Below are 16,843 nucleotides of genomic sequence, written 5' to 3'. Positions count from 1 at the left end.
GAGACCATGTTTGATAATTTAACCGATCGTTTGTCGCGCACGCTGCGCAATATCAGTGGCCGTGGGCGCCTCACTGAAGACAACATCAAAGATACCCTGCGCGAAGTGCGTATGGCGCTGCTGGAAGCGGACGTTGCGCTGCCGGTCGTGCGTGACTTTATCAACCGCGTGAAAGAGAAGGCGGTGGGGCATGAAGTCAATAAGAGTCTGACCCCAGGGCAGGAGTTCGTCAAAATCGTGCGCAATGAGCTGGTTGCGGCGATGGGCGAAGAAAATCAGAGCCTGAACCTTGCCGCGCAACCGCCAGCCGTCGTGCTGATGGCGGGTTTGCAAGGGGCCGGTAAAACCACCAGCGTGGGTAAACTCGGTAAGTTCCTGCGCGAAAAGCACAAGAAAAAGGTGATGGTGGTTTCTGCGGACGTTTATCGCCCGGCGGCAATCAAACAGTTGGAAACGCTGGCTCAGCAGGTGGGGGTGGAGTTCTTCCCCTCTGACGTTGCGCAAAAACCAGTGGATATCGTTAACGCGGCGCTGAAAGAAGCGAAGCTGAAGTTCTTCGACGTACTGCTGGTGGATACCGCCGGTCGTTTACACGTTGATGAAGCGATGATGGATGAGATCAAACAGGTCCACGCGGCGATTAAACCGGTGGAAACGCTGTTTGTGGTCGATGCCATGACTGGCCAGGATGCGGCAAATACGGCGAAAGCCTTTAATGAAGCGCTGCCGCTGACGGGGGTTGTGCTGACCAAAGTCGATGGTGATGCCCGCGGTGGTGCGGCGTTGTCGATTCGTCATATCACCGGCAAACCGATTAAGTTCCTTGGTGTTGGCGAGAAGACCGAGGCGCTGGAGCCGTTCCATCCGGATCGCATTGCTTCCCGTATTCTCGGTATGGGCGATGTGCTGTCGCTGATCGAAGATATTGAGAGCAAAGTTGACCGCGCACAGGCGGAGAAACTGGCAAATAAACTGAAGAAAGGCGACGGTTTTGATTTGACCGATTTCCTTGAGCAGTTGCGCCAGATGAAAAACATGGGCGGTATGGCGAGCCTGATGGGCAAGCTGCCTGGCATGGGGCAAATTCCGGACAACGTTAAAGCGCAAATGGACGATAAAGTGCTGGTGCGCATGGAAGCCATTATTAATTCCATGACGCTAAAAGAGCGCGCTAATCCGGACATTATCAAAGGTTCTCGTAAACGCCGTATTGCTGCCGGTAGCGGTATGCAGGTCCAGGATGTGAACCGTCTGCTTAAACAATTCGACGACATGCAGCGCATGATGAAGAAGATGAAGAAGGGCGGGATGGCGAAAATGATGCGCGGGATGAAAGGGATGATGCCGCCCGGCTTCCCGGGTAGATAATATCGGGCTATCTTCTTTGCCATTTTGCTGCCGGGGTGTGCTCAACATGCTCACGTACTGCGTGTACGCTCCGGTGACTGCGCACACGCCGATGTCAAATTGGCTGCAACGCCGACGGCCTCAGACCTCACAGTTTCATAACTGTCGATTGCTTTTTAGCAAAAAATGAGTAAAATTTTCGGGCTTTTAATATGACACCGGGCTCCGTTCCTCGATGGGGCCTGGTGTTTTATTCACACAAGAGGATGTTATGGTAACTATTCGTTTAGCACGTCACGGCGCTAAAAAGCGTCCGTTCTACCAGGTTGTTGTCACCGACAGCCGTAATGCACGCAACGGTCGCTTCATTGAGCGCGTTGGTTTCTTCAACCCGATCGCTTCCGAGAAAGAAGAAGGCACCCGCCTGGATCTGGATCGTATTCAGCACTGGGTTGGCCAGGGCGCTACCGTTTCCGATCGCGTTTCCGCGCTGATCAAAGAAGTACAGAAAGCAGCTTAATCTGTCACGGTGGTCATGATGAGCAAGCAACAAACCGCACAGACGCCTGTTGAGCCAATTATCGTTGGCAAACTGGGTTCTTCTTACGGAATTCGTGGTTGGCTCAGAGTGTTTTCCTCCACCGAAGACGCCGAAAGCATTTTTGACTATCAGCCCTGGTTTATTCAGAAGGCGGGTCAGTGGCAGAGCATTGAGCTGGAAAGCTGGCGCTACCACAATCAGGATATCGTCATCAAACTGAAAGGTGTTGATGACAGAGATGCGGCGAATCTGCTGACTAATTGCGAAATTGTCGTTGATTCCACGCAGTTGCCGGAACTGGAAGAGGGTGACTATTACTGGAAAGACCTTATGGGTTGCCAGGTAGTGACTACGGAAGGTTACAGCCTCGGTAAAGTCGTCGATATGATGGAAACCGGGTCTAATGACGTTCTCGTCATCAAAGCAAACCTGAAAGATGCATTTGGTATCAAGGAGCGGTTGGTTCCGTTCCTCGATGGGCAGGTTATCAAGAAAGTCGATCTCACTACTCAAACCATTGAAGTAGATTGGGATCCTGGTTTTTAAACCTCCGGATATACGGTAAAAGACGGCGCTATGTGGATTGGCATAATTAGCCTGTTTCCTGAAATGTTCCGCGCGATTACCGACTACGGGGTAACTGGCCGGGCAGTAAAAAATGGCCTGCTGAGCATCCAGAGCTGGAGTCCGCGTGACTTCGCTCACGACCGGCACCGTACCGTGGACGATCGTCCTTACGGCGGCGGACCGGGGATGCTAATGATGGTGAACCCTTTGCGGGACGCTATTCATGCAGCAAAAACCGCGGCGGGTGAAGGCGCCAAAGTGATTTATCTGTCGCCTCAGGGACGCAAGCTTGATCAAGCGGGCGTGAGTGAACTGGCTACCAATCAGAAACTGATTCTGGTGTGCGGTCGCTACGAAGGGATAGATGAGCGCGTAATTCAAACCGAGATCGACGAAGAATGGTCTATCGGCGATTACGTTCTCAGCGGTGGTGAGTTACCAGCGATGACGCTGATTGACTCAGTTTCCCGGTTTATTCCGGGCGTACTGGGACATGAGGCTTCAGCAACGGAAGATTCCTTTGCTGACGGGTTGCTGGACTGCCCACACTATACCCGGCCTGAAGTGTTAGAAGGGATGGAAGTACCGGCGGTGTTACTGTCGGGGAACCATGCTGAGATACGTCGCTGGCGTTTGAAACAGTCGCTGGGCCGCACCTGGCTTAGAAGACCTGAACTTCTGGAAAACCTGGCTCTGACTGAAGAGCAAGCAAGGTTGCTGGCGGAGTTCCAAAGCGAACACGCAAAACAGCAACTGCAACAGAAACATGATGGGACGGCGTAAGCCCCCAATATCAGTTTACCCAGGATAAGAGATTAAATTATGAGCAACATTATTAAGCAACTTGAACAAGAGCAGATGAAGCAGGACGTACCTTCCTTCCGTCCGGGCGATACCGTGGAAGTGAAAGTATGGGTTGTTGAAGGTTCCAAAAAACGTCTGCAGGCATTCGAGGGCGTGGTTATCGCTATTCGTAACCGCGGTCTGCACTCTGCATTCACTGTTCGTAAAATTTCCAACGGCGAAGGCGTTGAGCGTGTCTTCCAGACTCACTCTCCGGTAGTTGACAGCATTGCTGTTAAACGTCGTGGTGCTGTTCGTAAAGCTAAACTGTACTACCTGCGTGAGCGTACCGGTAAGTCTGCTCGTATTAAAGAGCGTCTTAACTAAGGATCGCTTTCGCGACATCCGAAAAGTTAGTGTAAAACAAGGGGTTGGCGTAATGCCAGCCCCTTTTTTATTGGCGATGGCGGCAGAATGGCGGCAGAGGATCGCCACTGGCGGCACTGAATGGCAGGCAAAAAAAAGCCTGCTTGCGCAGGCTTTGGGATGGGATATTGCCGGTATTACCGCGCACTGTGGGGCGGTGCGGCTTGTGTCGCGCCAGGACGGACAATGTAGCGTGCCAACGATTCGTGGGTCACGAAGGTGCAGCCGCAGTTGATGTTCTGGCACTGGTGGTAGCGTTCTTTGGTTTCGGTACTGAGATAGCGGCTTGAACGCGCATGAGCCGCTTCCTGGCATAACGGGCAATGCATCATTTTGTGATTTCTCCAGCGTGTTTATGCCAGTAATAATATACCATTAACTCGCAAATGCAAGTTAACAATTGCATTTGACGTTTTCAGGCGCCGGATTCCTCCATGTCGTACTCCACGTTTCGGATGTCGGCTTCCAGCTCCAGTTTTGTAATAAAACCTTTTTTATCAATGCCATGAGTCACTTTTTTGATCACCCATGGCGTTTTATTGATCACATCCTTAAAACCCGATAACCGGACAGGCGTTTCCGGCGCGATGTCGGCCCGTCCTTGCGCGAGAGTCAGGCTAAATTGCGCTGCATTTCTCTGACGTTGTTGCCATTCCGCTTCTGCCGCACGGATGGCTTCATCTTTGGAGGCGAACATGTTTTGCAGGATGCTGACATTCTCGCGTGAACCGGCGAGGTAATCCTTTGTTGCCTGCTGCGTGCCGGCGCTTTTGCGCGTCAGTTTTACCTGTTTCACCTGTTTCTGCGGCGTTTTCGTATCCTGCCAGCGAGCGATGACACTGCCGTATGCTGTCCGATCGGCCAAATCAAACGTATGAGCATCGCCATCGCTACGGCTGATGGTCACCGTTGGGATGGCCTTACCGCCTCGTACGCATTTACCCGGCACAAGAAAAATCAGTACGCCCGATTTTACGGCGATTTCAGCACCGTTGCGGATAGCCAGCCGGGTGAGAAAGGCGATGTCGCTCTCTTTGGACTGGTCAATATGCGCTATCGTAATACCGGCCAACGCCGGCGAGACGCTGGCGCTCAGCGAATTGCGCCAGGCAATATCTTTCACAATCTCGCCAAGCGTTGTGTCATGCCATGACCACTCTTTTGGGGTATTCATGTCATTGCGAAAATCGACGCTGCGCCCGGTAATCACCAGTTGATCCGGCGTGCCCCGGTGCGTGACCTGGTCGATAATGAAACTTCCCATATCGGTCAGTACCGAGCCCTGTCGGCCAATCGAGACGTTAACCTGCGCGTTGCGCTCTGGCATCTCGATTTTGCCGTCGCTGTCATCCAGCGTCAGTGTCAGCGTGTCAGCTTCAAAACCGCGGTTGTCCGTGACCGTGAGCGCGATTAATCGCGGGGCGAGCCTGGCGGTAATGTCTTTTTTTTCGTCTTTGCTGGTGTTGTTTTTTGCCGCAGAGGCGCTGCTGCTGGCGGGTTTTTGGTTCAGCTCCAGCTTAAACGCGGGGGCATCTCCCCGCGTCAGATCGTTGTCGAGAGCGTCAATCATCCGCGACTCCCCAGCATTTTGGTGGCATCGTCGAGCAGCTTACTGCCTTTCGTGTAAAGCGCTTCTGCCTCGGAGAGCAGCGACTCGTCGACCCGGGTTAAATTCAGGGTGAAGCTGATTTTGCGCGGCGAGCCGTCGCTATAAAACTCGGAGCCGTTCTCTTTGACGCTGCTGATGACATACACACCGTAAATCATGCCCGTGCCGTCGATGAGCGGCCATTGTCCGCCCTGTTCAGCCATCAGACGCACGGCCGCCAGCGACAGCACGCCGCCGGTCAGTTCCGGGTAGAGCGCGCCGGTAATTTCGAGAGTATCTTCGCCCGGACCGATATACTGATACGCCGCGCGTTTACCGACGCGCGCGTTGCTGCTCCAGGTAAACGTCGAGGTGCGGTTCAGGTTCTGAAACGGCAGCGTTTGCCGCATAAAGACAAAAAGTCCCAGCGCCAGCATCATAATTAAAACCCTCCTGATGGATAGAATTGCGAAAGGGTGCTGTTGCGTTTGTTCGCCGCGTCCTGGCGGAACAGATCCTGCAGGTAGCGCTCGTTAGTGCTACCGGGGGTGATATCGCCCTGTAGCGTGACGTTATATTCCGTTTTGCTCTGGTCGACATACGAATTACCGCCTGCGGGTCTGGCTGCCTGGTAGTTGTTGAATCCCGGCATTGTGCTGGTTGGCTGGACGTAACCGAATGTTGTCCCCGCCGCTGTTGCGTCCACCTGCGGTTTGGGGATCGCAATCGCCGGTTGCTTGTTCACGATGCCGAGTTTCTCCAGCAGCCAGCCGACGCCGTCGATCAGCAATTTCAGCGGCCATAAGCAACCGATCAGCCCATCGGCCAGAAACTTGCCAAAGGATTGCCCGGCATTGCCGCACTTCTCTAGTGCTTCCTGACTGAATGTAATCGGGGAGAGCAGCGCGCCAAACAGGTCTTTTATCCACGTCAGGCCGTTGCCAATGGCGTCGAAAACGGGCTGTAAAGGCGCGAACAGTCCGGCAAGTGGGGCTAATCCGGCTTTGATACCTTCGACCACGCCGCCAAAGAAGGCGCTAATCGGTTCCCAGAGGGCGTAAATGCCCAGCGCTATGCCGGCAATGGCGGCGATGATGCCGATGATGGGCAGGGTAAGCGAGCCAAGTACCGCTACAATAGCGCCACACACGGTGGTAAAGACGCTGCCAAGGGTGGTGGCGATGGTGATAAGCGTACTGATGCCCGTAAAGACGGGCGCAATAACGCTGGCCACGGTGCCAATGGCCCCGGCGACGCCAACCACCACGGTGGCGATCATGCCGAAGGTTTGCACCAGTCCCTGGTTGTTCTGTACCCACTGTTGTAGCTGGCCCAGATACTGAGTAGCGGTTTGTACCAGCTGGCGTAAAGAGGATTCCTGAGTGCGGAAAATATCCACGCTCAGCGACTGATACGCCGCTTGCAGCACTTGTAAATCGGTGCCGAGATTGCCGCCGCTCTGCGCGGTTGCCACGTTCGCGCCGGGGTTGGCTGGACTGGCAGGGGTGGCTGCCGGTGCCTCTTTCAGCGACGCTTCGTAACCCGGTTGCAGCAGTTTTTTGCCGAGGTTAACCCCGGTGGTAGCAACCGACATGCCGGTTTTGCCGACGGTGGAGAGGTTCCCGGCAATACCCAGAATGGATTGCTGTCCCGCTTTGATTTTCGCCATGCGGTTTTGCCGGTTCTCCTGCGCCAGCGCATCGCGCTGGGTGGTCAGTTGCCCGGTATGCTCGTTGATGCTGTTTTGCAGACGCTGCCGTGCGCTTGCCGGTGCGCGGGTGCTGATGCCTGCCTGGCTCAGTACCTGGCGCTGGTTTTTCATCGACTGACGCAGGTCATCATGCTGTTGTTGCAGGGTGCTGACGCGGCTGCGGGCTTTCTCCAGTTCGCTTATTTGCGTACGGGAGGGCTCGTCCACTTTTTTCAGTTCAGATGCCAGCGCGCGGGTTTTCTCTTTGGCGACGTTCAGCGCCTGGCTGACGGCAGTCAGGGCGCTTTGCGTTCGGGTAAAACCGTCGATTTGCGCCACCTGACTGTACAGGCCGCGTAAGGTGGTCTGCGTCTCTTTAACCTGATCAGACAGCGACACATTCGCGGTCTGTAAGGTTTTAAACGGGCGCGTCGCCTGATCAACAGCCGTGAGCAAGTCTTCTATTTTTACGCTGTTACTCATGTGTGTTTCCGCTTCGCTGCAGCGCTTTTTCGCGCCATGTGATGAGTTCGCTCAGGCTCAGGGGATAGAGCTCTGACGGCGGCCAGTGAAAAATCACCGCGATATCCGCCATCAGATCGTCAACCGACAGGTTCGCCGGAAAGCTTACCGTGCCGAAGCCGGTGACAAAAAACCAACCACCTTGCCGGCCAGCGCCACCATATCCACCAGGTCCAGCGCGCTCACTTCCTGCTCGGTAAGCGACGGCGAGGTAATGCGCGGCAACACTTTGATCAGCGCATCCACTTCGGCATTCGCCACTGCCGCCAGGCTCACGCCACGCAGCGTGCCGGCGTTCGGTTTCATCAGGGTAATAACAGCAATGCTCTGTTCGCCGCGTGTGATCGGGTTTTCCAGGGTGATGACGTTGTCAGTTTCGTTGCTCATGAGTTCCTCGTGGTTCCATTAGCGGGGGAAGAACCGGCCAGCGAGGCTGACCGGGATGCGCATTACAGGCCGATATTGCGGCGGTGCTGCTCGAGGCGGTCTACGCCGTTGACTTTTTCGATCATGTTAACGGTGTCGATTTCCACCAGTTCCTTGCCATCCATCGTCAGTTTGAAATAAGTGCAAACGACGGAGATTTTGGATTCGGTGTCTTCGCCCACTTTGTTTTCGCCTGTGTCGATCTCTTTCTGGCGACCACGCATGACCACTTCGACTGCCACCGTTTCACCGGTGTCGTCGCGCTGGTAGGAACCGGCGAAACGCACAGGGACGGCGTCTGCGCTGGTTGCGCCATACAGTTCCCAGATAGCCGTATCCGGGAAACCGCCCAGCGTCCACTCCATCGACATGGCGTCGTCATCCAGCCCCATATCGACAGGCGCGACACCACTCATGCCTGCGCCGCGGTAGTTTTCCAGCTTGCGGGTCAGTTTCGGCAGCGTGATGGATTTGGCGATCCCCTGATAGCTGTAGCCATTGAGGAACACGTTCATGTATTTCAGTTTTCTCGGCATTGCCATTTATCAGGTTCCTTAATTGCTGTTGACCGAGGAGACCAGATTCACCAGGTACTTATCGGTGATGCGCTGGCGTAAGGTCAGGTTTTCCAGTGGCGGCACCGGCGTATAGTCGTAATCGATATACAGTTTCCCGGCTTTCAGGGTGACGGCATCGTTGGCGGTTTCGTCGAACCAGCAGGTGGCATCCACGATGTACCCGTTGCTTTTCAGCTCGCGGAACTTCGCATTAATGCCTTCGATGATGTCGCGGATAAGCGTTGCGGTGATCGGTTTGTCCACCGCCCACATATGCGCATCGGCCATGGTGTCGGCGATAACCTGCGCGGTGCGGGTGTAGTTTTCAAACAGGAACAGCGGATCATCGGAGCAGGTGCGGTTGCCCCAGAAGCGGAAACCGTCTTTGCGGATAAGCGTGGTCACGCCAGCCGCGTTGAGCAGATCCGCGTCGGTACCGGATTCCTGCAAATCCCAGAACACCGGAGTACTGATGCCGGTCACACCGTTAACGCCAACGTTGGACAGGGTTTTGTGCCAGCCAACGGACTGGTCGATGTAAGCACGCAGACCCAGCGCGCGGGCAGTGGCGTAGGCGGTGGAAGTCGCGTTCGCGACGGTATCCCAGGCGAGGAAATCTGGCCAGATCACCATCAGCTCACGCTGGCTGAAGTTTTCGCGATACTTCATTGCATCGGAAAGGGTTTTGCAGCCCCAGGCACTGACATAGCCGAAGGCGCGCAGTTTCTGGCAGACAGAGGCCAGTGCGGTGGCGACTTCCTGGGTGTCATAACCCGGAACGCCAAGAATACGCGGTTTCACGCCGGTTACCGCTTCAGCGGTCAGCAGTGCTTTCAGGCCAGTGTATTTACCGTTTGCATCGGTGGTGCCGATGATATTGGAAATGGTCTGCGCCTGCGCGGTGTCGCCCGTGCCTTCCGCAACGCGCACCACAACGATGACCGGTTTCGCCTGGTCAGCAATGGCTTGCAGAGAAGAGGAGAGCGTACCTTTGACGCCCGCTTTCGCAATGGCGCTCTGCACGCTGGTGATCAGCACTGGTTCATTAAGGGGGAACATCTCAGCGTCTGCATCGCTGGCGGTACATACCATGCCGACAATGGCCGTTGAGACAGTGGAAATGACGCGTGTGCCGTCGTTGATTTCGACGACCTGGACGCCATGATGATAGTCACTCATCCGTTTAACTCCGTGGTTTTGGGGTGAGTGCTATTCTCCAGGGCGGCGGGGTCGGGCGCTATTTATCGGCGTTGGGGCTGGGCTGAAACAACAGATGTAGACATCGGTAATTCAGCTTCCTGTTCCTCTCTGATGAAAAAAAGCCGCGTTATGCGGCGGCTTCTTTTTCAGATGGAGCAGGGATGTCCCTCTGGGCCCAGGCAGGCATTCGCGAGTAAAACTCACGATATAACTCGCTGCTGTAATCTACAGGAAACATAGTGGGATCAAGTTGTTCCCCAAGAGATATGTAGTGAATCTTCTCGTTTTCTCCTAATTTCGCATAGAAGGTACTGTTATTAGTCATATTTGATATCCTTGGATCCCAACGTTATATGTGAGGCTTGCGGCTGAAACCTGCCAATAAAATGTACGTGTGTTCGCGATTACGGGCACAGTTGTATTACTGCTCTGGCTAACTGTCCCCCCTGTTAATGATGAACCAACAGAAAACCGACGAGAACCGAGTAAGTTGCTTGAACTTCCGATAACAAAAACCCCCGTCGTATCCACATTAACCAGCCCGATTGAAACCGATAAATCTACAGCAACCGTATTCAATGGAACGGCAGCCATCGTTTGCGAAATAGCTGTGTTAGGCGCTACTGAACCACTTAATGTTGTTGTTGGCGGTATGACCACGGAACGGCCCTGTACACCACATATTGAAAACTGAGACGAAACCACAGGTAGAACGGCAACGAGGGCGGATGCAGTGTACCCGGCAGGCATGTTTGTACCACCATAGACTTCGGGCGCAACAACAGATGTTGCGTTTACAGAAAGTAGCGCCGAAGTGTCTGTGGTTGGGTTGTATATTGCATACAAAGCAACAAAACCACTAACTGGTGCCGCTCCAGCATCCATTCCACCTGCACCATTGCTGGTCAGATCAATCGTTTTTTTGATGTTTGCGAGGCGATAATTTTTTCCTCCCAATACTGTTGCCACAACAAGTTCATCTGCAGTGAAGATTGCTGATGCTGACACTGCGTTGATGTACATTCTTGCATTGCGGGATTGTCCCACTACACTCACGCCATTAGCCGCTTCTTTTAAACCCAGGTTTTTAACCGCCGCAGCGACGGCTGCGGGACCCGAATCGGCTATCTCTTTCAGCGACTGGGAAATTTGCAAATACTGGCTGTGCGGGTTGGGGGCTTTAATATGATCGCTAAGGTGGTCGTCCACGTACTGACGACTGGCGAGCGCCACCGTGGCATCCACTTTTAAGGTGATGGCCGACGTATTCGAAATCGTCAGCACCATGCGGATGGTTTGCGTGCGGCCACTGCCCTCATCCAGTTGCGGTTTATAGGTTTCCGGGCAGTTCGCCACGGCCACCAGTACCCCAGCATCGTCGTAGAGACCCATTTCGCGGATCCAGAAGCCGCCTTCATTTTCCGGAATAATTTGCTCGGCGATAATCTGGTTACTGTTGATGCTATCCACCATCAGCACATTCAGTGCACCGATGCGTTTCTGGTTCACCAGGCTGGTTTGCGTGGCGTTCGGTGAGGGCAGCGTGCCATTACCGTCGCCAACTGCCATGCGGGTAATGTTAAGCCGGGTGCCTTGCGCCGTGGCGGCCGCCAGCTTCGCTGCTCCCTGATTGGTCAGAATGGCATAATATTTCGCAGTCATGCGTTCACTCTCGGTTATCGGATAAGTAAACGACATTGTCCGGTGCAGATGTGGGAGGGGGCTATCGGTCGGGGTTGGCTGCGGTCTGGTACAACCCGGCATAAAAAACGGGCCGAAGCCCGTTGCGTATTATGCCGGTTGCACAGGCCAGCTGATATCCGGTGCCTGCGCGCTATCCATTGCCTGCACGGCATCAATATAATCCATCCAGGCGATCAGCCGCGCTTTATTAGCATCGCTAATGCGACCCAGTTGCAGGGCCGTCTGCCACAGGCTGATGGTGTTTTTCGCTTCATTCAGCAACTGCGTTTTTTTCTGCTCTGCGCTGGCTATTTGCGCGGCATGCTGTGCGGCGCTGTCGGTGACCCAGGTGCTGCCGTTCCACTTATCGTACGGCGTTGCCGGGGCAAGCGTGGTCACGTTCGCCGGGTAATCACCCAGCGTGGTAATAGACGTTTTTTCACCGCTTTCGAGATTATAAACGGTTTCGCCGCGATGATCGGCAACGTATTGCCAACTGCGGCCATCGGTCGCGCAGCACACCGCGAAACCGTTTTTCGCCGCCAGCGGTGGTTCAACGGTCGAATTGCCGGGAATACCCACGCCAATCGCCAGGTACTCTACCGACGTAGAGTAGTATTCGCGTGTCTCACCATCAAAGTTATAGACAGTGATCTCCCCGGCAGCGGTGGCAATCAGGTTCTGGTTCAGCGTTGCTTGCGACATTATTGAGCCCTCACGATGTAATTAAATGCAATGTTGCGCGGTCGGTTTTCTGCCGCGGTAGGGACGGAGAGTGAGGCGTTAACACCAATTCCATATCCGTTAGCCAGGGTTTCTGACGATCCCCCGCCTTGTGGCATTCCCATTCCGTATAAAATCCCGCTGACATGTTGCTCGAATCCGTAGGGGGCAACACAAGGAATCGACCCCACCAGGTTGCGGATAGCGTCTCCTTGTGCAGTTAATAACGCTCTTCCTGCATCTACCCCACGTCCATCATCCCAGCCACGAAGAAATTCCCCACGTAGATCCGGCAGTACGCCAGAAGGGTAGGCTGCAGCCAGCCTTGGGAATTGCACTTTATCGAACGTGGCACCGTTGCACTTGAACCAACCGCCCGGCGGTGTTGCCTGCGGCCAGGCGACAGGCGCGCCGACAGGAAGAATGCCGTCATAATCGGCGATAACATCACGCACATATTTGGTGTTGGCGATTTGCTGCCCGTAGTTGCTGACAGAAGTATTGGGCACGGTCGGCGCGCCGGTGAATACCGGGCTGGCAAGCGGCGCATACTGAGTGTGCGGGGTGCTGGCCTTAATATGATTATTCATCAGGTCGTCAGCGTACTGGCGTGTGGCCAGCACCACCGACGGGTCAATTTTGAGGGTGACCGCCGCCGTTGACGAGACCACCACCACCATGCGAATCGTCTGCGTACGCCCGCTGCCTTCCTGCATCTGCGGCTTATAGGTTTCCGGGCAGTTGGCAATGGCAATCAGCACGCCGTCGTCATCATACAGGCCGATTTCGCGGATCCAGTAACCCCCTTCGGTTTCAGGAATCACCTGCTCGGCAATAATCTGGTTGGCATTGCTGGGGTCAACAGAAAGCCGGTTCAGCGGCGCAATACGTTTCTGGTTAATCAGTTTCGTTTGCGAAGCATCGGGGGTCGGCAACACGCCGTTGGCATCGCCGATCGCCATCTGCGTAAGAGTAAGTTTTGTGCCTAGCGCCGTTGCGTTCGCCAGCTTCGCTGCACCCTGACTGGTCAGAATGGCAAAATATTTTGCGGACATGCGTTAACTCTCTGGTTGTTTGTGGATGAATGAAACATCGCGGTTAAGACAGGCGTTATTTTCCGTTCAGCCACAGACGAACACCATTTAACCGGGTTTATTACGGGCTGACACAACGACGAGGAATAAAAAAAAGCGCCAGATGGCGCTGTGTTTAACAGAATGGCAATACGGGCATTACGCTGCCCGGACGATATAGTTAAAAGCAATGTTGCGTGGGCGGTTTTCAGTTGATGTTGGCACAACGAGCGACGCATCAAATCTGACACCATAGTTAGTGGTTGGAGATACGGACTGGGGCACAGGCGTGATCGTGTTATTGGTGCCAGAGTTAAAAGTGGCCAGTGCGCCGCTGACACCAGTTGGAATTACCACGCCGTTAGAACCTGATTGATAGGCAATTATTGAGCCAGTGATATTGCGAATGGCATCTCCCTGTGCGCTTAACAGCACCCGGTCGGTATCCACCTTGCGCCCATTATCCCAGCCGCGAATAAACTCGCCGCGCAGATCAGGCAACACGCCAGACGGGTACACCGCTGCCAGCCCAGGCCAGGTGGCTTTATCAAATGCCGCGCCATTGCACAACAGCCAGCCGTCAGGCGGCATTGCCGCAGGGTAAGGCACCGGCACGCCAATCGGCGTGTAGTAGGCGATATCCGCCACTTTCACGTATTGCGGATGCGGGTTGGCAGCAGCCAGGTGATTCGCCAGCAGGCTGTCTGCATAGGCTTTCACCTCAATGACTTTATCATCCACATAGTTACGCGTGGCCAGCACCACCGCCGGGTCAATGGTCAGCGTCACCGACGACGGCGACGATACCGCCAATAGCATGCGCACAATTTGCGTGCGCCCGCTGCCTTCCTGCATCTGCGGTTTATAGGTCTCCGGGCAGTTAGCGACGGCAACCAGCGAGCCCTCATCATCATACAGACCGATTTCGCGGATCCAGAAACCGCCCTCGGTTTCCGGAATCACCTGTTCGGCAATGATCTGACTGGCATTGCCGGGATCGAGAGTCAGCGTATTCAGTGGCGCAATACGTTTCTGGTTAATCAATGCGGTTTGCGCGGCATCCGGCGTGGGTAATGCGCCGTTAGCATCGCCGACCGCCATTTGCGTCAGTTTGAGCTGACGGCCAAGCGCGGTAGCGTTCGCCAGTTTCGCCGCCCCCAGGTTGGTCAGAATGGCAAAATATTTGGTGGTCATGGGTTAACTCTCAGGTCATCAATCAAATGAACAGCGGAAGCCGGGAAGCTCTCACCGCCAACAACAATCTCTTCCGGCGCGTAGGGGTAAACCGTCAGCTCTTCACCCAGGTAACAGCCCGCACCGACATAAAACTCACCCTGCGTACTCAGGCTAATATTCAGGCTGGTGAGATGGCGGCTCGCGGGTTTGGCGTCATCAATCAACCGCTCCAGCTCCTCGTACATCGCCTCGGTGATGCCGTGATCCTGCACGCCAATCACCAGCTTAAAAGTGCCAGGCTCGGCGTTGTCCTGCCACCACTCGCGCAGCTCAATCAGAAAACCGAGCGGTTCGACAACACGGTGCAGGGCGCTGAGTGTGCCCTTGTGCTGATGAACATAAAAAGAGGCGGCAATCACGTTGCGTTTGGTGGCTTCCGGCCAGGTGTAATCCCAGCGATCGACCGACATCGCCCACGCCAGGTAAGGCAGCAGCTCCGCCGGGCATTTTTGCGGGTCCCACAAGGTACGCAGCGGCACCGGCACACGTTCGATTTGCGCCGCCGCTGTGGTTGCCGCTACCTCAAGCCCTGAGGAGCCAACCGGTAACAGGCGGTCATCATTCATCGGTACCTCCGGCCTGAATGCTCCACGCGGTGCAATACGACGCCTGATGTTTGTCGAGCACCAGATCGCTTTGCGGGGCGCTCAGCTCGACACGCTGCACGCCTTCAACATGCAGGGCGGCATAAATCGCCGACTGGCGAATGTCGCGGCCAAGTCGGCGCTGGGCATTGATATAGGCTTTCAGTTGCGCTTCGGCGGCCTGGCGAATCGGTTCGGATTCCGGTCCCGGGTAGAAATAGAGCGTGGCGTTAATCTGGTACGGCACAATCTGTGCGCTTTGCACCGTCACGCGATCACCCACCGGGCGCACATCTTCCGCGTTTAGGGCTTTATCGACGATGGCGACCAGTTCGTCGCTGGCGCTGCCATCGCCTTCGCGGGAGAGCACCGACACGGTGATATACGCCGGATTCGGACTGACCACGGAGATATCCGCCACCCGTCCGTCGGCGCTGCGCCCGTGGTATTCATACGCACCCACCGGCCCGGCGACGCTTAATCCTTCAAACGCCTGCTGCGCGCGCAGACGCAGATCCTTATCGGACTCCATCACGGCGGCGGTCGGCGGAAGGGTGCTGTCATCCGCCGGGGTGATGGTCAGACGCGCGGTGTTGCTGTTGGCGGCAACCACATCGAGGTCATTCCCGGCGGCGTAGGCCAGCATCACCGCGCGTGCGGCTTCGTTGACGCGCTGGCGCCACATCACTTCGCGGTAGGCGTTCTCTTCAAGAAACTTGGTCAACGGCTCAGATTCCAGCGCCAGCGTACGGGCGATTGCCTCTTGCTCATCCGTTGGAAACAGGGAAATCAGCGTTGCTTTACGCGCATCGAGGATAGTTTCGTAATTCAGCTCCTCGACCACGTCCGGCGCAGGAAGCTGGCTCAGATCGATAATCGGCATGGTTTTAACTCACAGGAAGGGTTAACGAAAGGGATTCACCGGTGCTGGCAAGCTGGCCGGTCAGGTTGACAATCATTTTGCCGTCGAACTGGCGCTCAACGGTCACCGCGCTGACGCGGATGCGCGGCTCCCATTTCAGCAGCGCCATATAGCACGCCGCCTGAATTTGCAGTACCAGCGCCGGGGTTTGCGGCTGGTCGATCATCTCAAACAATTGCGAGCCGTAGTCGCGGCGCATCACCCGCGAGCCAATCGGCGTACGCAGGATGTCGCTGATGCTCTGGCGGATATGCGCAGTGTCGGTCAGGCTCGCGCCGGTGGTGCGGTTTAACCCGCTGTAACGAACTGTCATAGAGGTGCTCCTGTTGTACCGCCGCTGTCGCCAGGGTGTTGATGGGTATGCAGCACTTTGCCGTTGGACGACAGCGAACCGCCGCTGTGCTCGATATTGCCGCGCATCGTGCCGCCGCTTTTTACCTCCAGCGTGCCGGTGATGAGCTTATTGGTGCAGACCACTTCCGGGGTATCCAGCGTGACGCGGGTGGAAGCCTTCACTAACACTTCCGGCACGCTGGCGGTAATGGATTGTGAGGCGCTGATCTCGGCGGTTTTGATGCCGCTGACTTTCAGGGCGCTGGTTTGGGGTTCGTACTCAACTACTGCGCCATCCGGGAAGGCAACATGCCAGGCATCCGCCGAAGTGGACGGTGCCGGGCGATCGTCGGAATAGATCCCGGGCAGAACAAATGCGGTGTCGAGTTCGCCACCGACCGCCAGCACTAACACCTGCTCGCCGACGGAAGGCGCCCACCACGTACGTGATTGACCGGCGCGGTGGGTTAACCACTGCAGCCACTGAGTAACAAGGCCGCCTGTCTGCACACGACAACGCCCGGTGTTAAGGTCGGTTTCGACGATAATCCCGGTGCGGATCATATTGCGCAGCGCGCGGGCCATTTCCTGGAGCGAGAGTTGTGTATTCATACGCGAAATGATGCTATGCGCCCCCGGCTT

21 protein-coding genes and 1 pseudogene are annotated in these 16,843 nt (G+C 55.5%); 5 read left to right on the top strand and 17 right to left on the bottom strand.

What is annotated here, in order from left to right; genetic code table 11:
- Positions 1 to 6 precede the first annotated feature (6 nt).
- From ffh to rplS, 5 genes are all read left to right on the top strand, one after another.
- Positions 7 to 1,368: a signal recognition particle protein gene (ffh, locus tag ABGA49_RS15495; RefSeq protein WP_312692643.1), complete on the top strand. Its 1,362-nt coding sequence runs from the start codon at positions 7 to 9 to the stop codon at positions 1,366 to 1,368.
- Positions 1,369 to 1,618: 250 nt separating this feature from the next.
- Positions 1,619 to 1,867, top strand: coding sequence for a 30S ribosomal protein S16 (rpsP, locus tag ABGA49_RS15490; RefSeq protein WP_061493585.1), 249 nt, complete (start codon positions 1,619 to 1,621; stop codon positions 1,865 to 1,867).
- 18 nt (positions 1,868 to 1,885) lie between these two features.
- Positions 1,886 to 2,434, top strand: a complete 549-nt coding sequence (gene rimM / locus ABGA49_RS15485) for a ribosome maturation factor RimM (protein WP_061493586.1) — start codon at positions 1,886 to 1,888, stop codon at positions 2,432 to 2,434.
- Positions 2,435 to 2,464: 30 nt separating this feature from the next.
- Positions 2,465 to 3,238, top strand: coding sequence for a tRNA (guanosine(37)-N1)-methyltransferase TrmD (trmD, locus tag ABGA49_RS15480; protein ID WP_061493587.1), 774 nt, complete (start codon positions 2,465 to 2,467; stop codon positions 3,236 to 3,238).
- A gap of 39 nt (positions 3,239 to 3,277) precedes the next feature.
- Positions 3,278 to 3,625 carry a 50S ribosomal protein L19 gene (gene rplS, locus ABGA49_RS15475; RefSeq protein WP_002914145.1) on the top strand — a complete coding sequence of 116 codons (348 nt, stop codon included), beginning with the start codon at positions 3,278 to 3,280 and terminating at the stop codon, positions 3,623 to 3,625.
- A gap of 176 nt (positions 3,626 to 3,801) precedes the next feature.
- On the opposite strand, the gene ABGA49_RS15470 is transcribed toward rplS, so the two are convergent.
- From ABGA49_RS15470 to ABGA49_RS15390, 17 genes and pseudogenes are all read right to left on the bottom strand, one after another.
- Entirely contained in the window at positions 3,802 to 3,996 is a 195-nt protein-coding gene (locus ABGA49_RS15470; protein ID WP_347665776.1) for a DNA-binding transcriptional regulator, read from the bottom strand.
- An 83-nt stretch (positions 3,997 to 4,079) separates the two neighbouring features.
- Entirely contained in the window at positions 4,080 to 5,234 is a 1,155-nt protein-coding gene (locus ABGA49_RS15465; protein WP_347665775.1) for a contractile injection system protein, VgrG/Pvc8 family, read from the bottom strand.
- Positions 5,231 to 5,692 carry a phage tail protein gene (locus ABGA49_RS15460; RefSeq protein ID WP_061493590.1) on the bottom strand — a complete coding sequence of 154 codons (462 nt, stop codon included), beginning with the start codon at positions 5,690 to 5,692 and terminating at the stop codon, positions 5,231 to 5,233. Before ABGA49_RS15460 ends, ABGA49_RS15465 begins: the two co-directional genes overlap by 4 nt.
- Before the next feature lie 2 nt (positions 5,693 to 5,694).
- Entirely contained in the window at positions 5,695 to 7,425 is a 1,731-nt protein-coding gene (locus ABGA49_RS15455) for a phage tail tape measure protein (RefSeq protein WP_347665774.1), read from the bottom strand.
- A complete protein-coding gene (locus ABGA49_RS15450) occupies positions 7,418 to 7,537 on the bottom strand; it encodes a GpE family phage tail protein (RefSeq protein WP_061493592.1) in 120 nt (39 codons plus the stop codon). The genes ABGA49_RS15455 and ABGA49_RS15450 overlap by 8 nt, the downstream gene beginning before the upstream one ends.
- Before the next feature lie 32 nt (positions 7,538 to 7,569).
- The gene (locus tag ABGA49_RS15445; RefSeq protein WP_347665773.1) at positions 7,570 to 7,851 is read right to left on the bottom strand and encodes a phage tail assembly protein; all 282 of its coding nucleotides are present in this window, start codon (positions 7,849 to 7,851) and stop codon (positions 7,570 to 7,572) included.
- Between the two features lie 62 nt (positions 7,852 to 7,913).
- Entirely contained in the window at positions 7,914 to 8,432 is a 519-nt protein-coding gene (locus tag ABGA49_RS15440) for a phage major tail tube protein (RefSeq protein WP_061493594.1), read from the bottom strand.
- 12 nt (positions 8,433 to 8,444) lie between these two features.
- Positions 8,445 to 9,626, bottom strand: a complete 1,182-nt coding sequence (locus tag ABGA49_RS15435) for a phage tail sheath protein (RefSeq protein WP_061493595.1) — start codon at positions 9,624 to 9,626, stop codon at positions 8,445 to 8,447.
- A 148-nt stretch (positions 9,627 to 9,774) separates the two neighbouring features.
- Positions 9,775 to 9,972, bottom strand: a complete 198-nt coding sequence (locus ABGA49_RS15430) for a hypothetical protein (RefSeq protein ID WP_134318821.1) — start codon at positions 9,970 to 9,972, stop codon at positions 9,775 to 9,777.
- Positions 9,973 to 10,709: 737 nt separating this feature from the next.
- A pseudogene (locus tag ABGA49_RS15425) lies at positions 10,710 to 11,309 on the bottom strand (phage tail protein); the annotation flags it as partial.
- A gap of 129 nt (positions 11,310 to 11,438) precedes the next feature.
- On the bottom strand, positions 11,439 to 12,035 hold the full coding sequence (locus tag ABGA49_RS15420) for a tail fiber assembly protein (RefSeq protein WP_061493597.1): 597 nt from the start codon (positions 12,033 to 12,035) through the stop codon (positions 11,439 to 11,441).
- On the bottom strand, positions 12,035 to 13,108 hold the full coding sequence (locus ABGA49_RS15415) for a phage tail protein (RefSeq protein ID WP_347665772.1): 1,074 nt from the start codon (positions 13,106 to 13,108) through the stop codon (positions 12,035 to 12,037). Before ABGA49_RS15415 ends, ABGA49_RS15420 begins: the two co-directional genes overlap by 1 nt.
- Positions 13,109 to 13,285: 177 nt before the next feature.
- A complete protein-coding gene (locus ABGA49_RS15410; protein ID WP_347665771.1) occupies positions 13,286 to 14,320 on the bottom strand; it encodes a phage tail protein in 1,035 nt (344 codons plus the stop codon).
- Positions 14,317 to 14,928, bottom strand: coding sequence for a phage tail protein I (locus tag ABGA49_RS15405; protein ID WP_347665770.1), 612 nt, complete (start codon positions 14,926 to 14,928; stop codon positions 14,317 to 14,319). The genes ABGA49_RS15410 and ABGA49_RS15405 overlap by 4 nt, the downstream gene beginning before the upstream one ends.
- Positions 14,921 to 15,829 (bottom strand): baseplate assembly protein, encoded by a 909-nt coding sequence (locus ABGA49_RS15400; RefSeq protein WP_061493601.1) that lies wholly within the window; start codon positions 15,827 to 15,829, stop codon positions 14,921 to 14,923. The genes ABGA49_RS15405 and ABGA49_RS15400 overlap by 8 nt, the downstream gene beginning before the upstream one ends.
- A gap of 4 nt (positions 15,830 to 15,833) precedes the next feature.
- Positions 15,834 to 16,181: a GPW/gp25 family protein gene (locus ABGA49_RS15395; RefSeq protein ID WP_347665769.1), complete on the bottom strand. Its 348-nt coding sequence runs from the start codon at positions 16,179 to 16,181 to the stop codon at positions 15,834 to 15,836.
- Positions 16,178 to 16,813 carry a phage baseplate assembly protein V gene (locus ABGA49_RS15390; RefSeq protein WP_061493603.1) on the bottom strand — a complete coding sequence of 212 codons (636 nt, stop codon included), beginning with the start codon at positions 16,811 to 16,813 and terminating at the stop codon, positions 16,178 to 16,180. Before ABGA49_RS15390 ends, ABGA49_RS15395 begins: the two co-directional genes overlap by 4 nt.
- Between the last annotated feature and the right edge of the window lie 30 nt (positions 16,814 to 16,843).

The organism is Kosakonia sp. WA-90, assembly GCF_039871955.1.
GTDB classification, from domain to species: domain Bacteria; phylum Pseudomonadota; class Gammaproteobacteria; order Enterobacterales; family Enterobacteriaceae; genus Kosakonia; species Kosakonia oryzendophytica.
The sequence above is the reverse complement of the archived record's forward strand: the minus strand, read 5'-3'. Positions and strand labels throughout refer to the sequence as shown.

Bases quoted from the DNA above. Each gene is read 5' to 3' on its own strand.
- ffh (WP_312692643.1), top strand. From the start codon at position 7: ATGTTTGATAATTTAACCGATCGTTTGTCGCGCACGCTGCGCAATATC.
- rpsP (WP_061493585.1), top strand. From the start codon at position 1,619: ATGGTAACTATTCGTTTAGCACGTCACGGCGCTAAAAAGCGTCCGTTC.
- rimM (WP_061493586.1), top strand. From the start codon at position 1,886: ATGAGCAAGCAACAAACCGCACAGACGCCTGTTGAGCCAATTATCGTT.
- trmD (WP_061493587.1), top strand. From the start codon at position 2,465: ATGTGGATTGGCATAATTAGCCTGTTTCCTGAAATGTTCCGCGCGATT.
- rplS (WP_002914145.1), top strand. From the start codon at position 3,278: ATGAGCAACATTATTAAGCAACTTGAACAAGAGCAGATGAAGCAGGAC.
- ABGA49_RS15470 (WP_347665776.1), bottom strand. From the start codon at position 3,996: ATGATGCATTGCCCGTTATGCCAGGAAGCGGCTCATGCGCGTTCAAGC.
- ABGA49_RS15465 (WP_347665775.1), bottom strand. From the start codon at position 5,234: ATGATTGACGCTCTCGACAACGATCTGACGCGGGGAGATGCCCCCGCG.
- ABGA49_RS15460 (WP_061493590.1), bottom strand. From the start codon at position 5,692: ATGATGCTGGCGCTGGGACTTTTTGTCTTTATGCGGCAAACGCTGCCG.
- ABGA49_RS15455 (WP_347665774.1), bottom strand. From the start codon at position 7,425: ATGAGTAACAGCGTAAAAATAGAAGACTTGCTCACGGCTGTTGATCAG.
- ABGA49_RS15450 (WP_061493592.1), bottom strand. From the start codon at position 7,537: ATGGCGGATATCGCGGTGATTTTTCACTGGCCGCCGTCAGAGCTCTAT.
- ABGA49_RS15445 (WP_347665773.1), bottom strand. From the start codon at position 7,851: ATGAGCAACGAAACTGACAACGTCATCACCCTGGAAAACCCGATCACA.
- ABGA49_RS15440 (WP_061493594.1), bottom strand. From the start codon at position 8,432: ATGGCAATGCCGAGAAAACTGAAATACATGAACGTGTTCCTCAATGGC.
- ABGA49_RS15435 (WP_061493595.1), bottom strand. From the start codon at position 9,626: ATGAGTGACTATCATCATGGCGTCCAGGTCGTCGAAATCAACGACGGC.
- ABGA49_RS15430 (WP_134318821.1), bottom strand. From the start codon at position 9,972: ATGACTAATAACAGTACCTTCTATGCGAAATTAGGAGAAAACGAGAAG.
- ABGA49_RS15420 (WP_061493597.1), bottom strand. From the start codon at position 12,035: ATGTCGCAAGCAACGCTGAACCAGAACCTGATTGCCACCGCTGCCGGG.
- ABGA49_RS15415 (WP_347665772.1), bottom strand. From the start codon at position 13,108: ATGTCCGCAAAATATTTTGCCATTCTGACCAGTCAGGGTGCAGCGAAG.
- ABGA49_RS15410 (WP_347665771.1), bottom strand. From the start codon at position 14,320: ATGACCACCAAATATTTTGCCATTCTGACCAACCTGGGGGCGGCGAAA.
- ABGA49_RS15405 (WP_347665770.1), bottom strand. From the start codon at position 14,928: ATGAATGATGACCGCCTGTTACCGGTTGGCTCCTCAGGGCTTGAGGTA.
- ABGA49_RS15400 (WP_061493601.1), bottom strand. From the start codon at position 15,829: ATGCCGATTATCGATCTGAGCCAGCTTCCTGCGCCGGACGTGGTCGAG.
- ABGA49_RS15395 (WP_347665769.1), bottom strand. From the start codon at position 16,181: ATGACAGTTCGTTACAGCGGGTTAAACCGCACCACCGGCGCGAGCCTG.
- ABGA49_RS15390 (WP_061493603.1), bottom strand. From the start codon at position 16,813: ATGAATACACAACTCTCGCTCCAGGAAATGGCCCGCGCGCTGCGCAAT.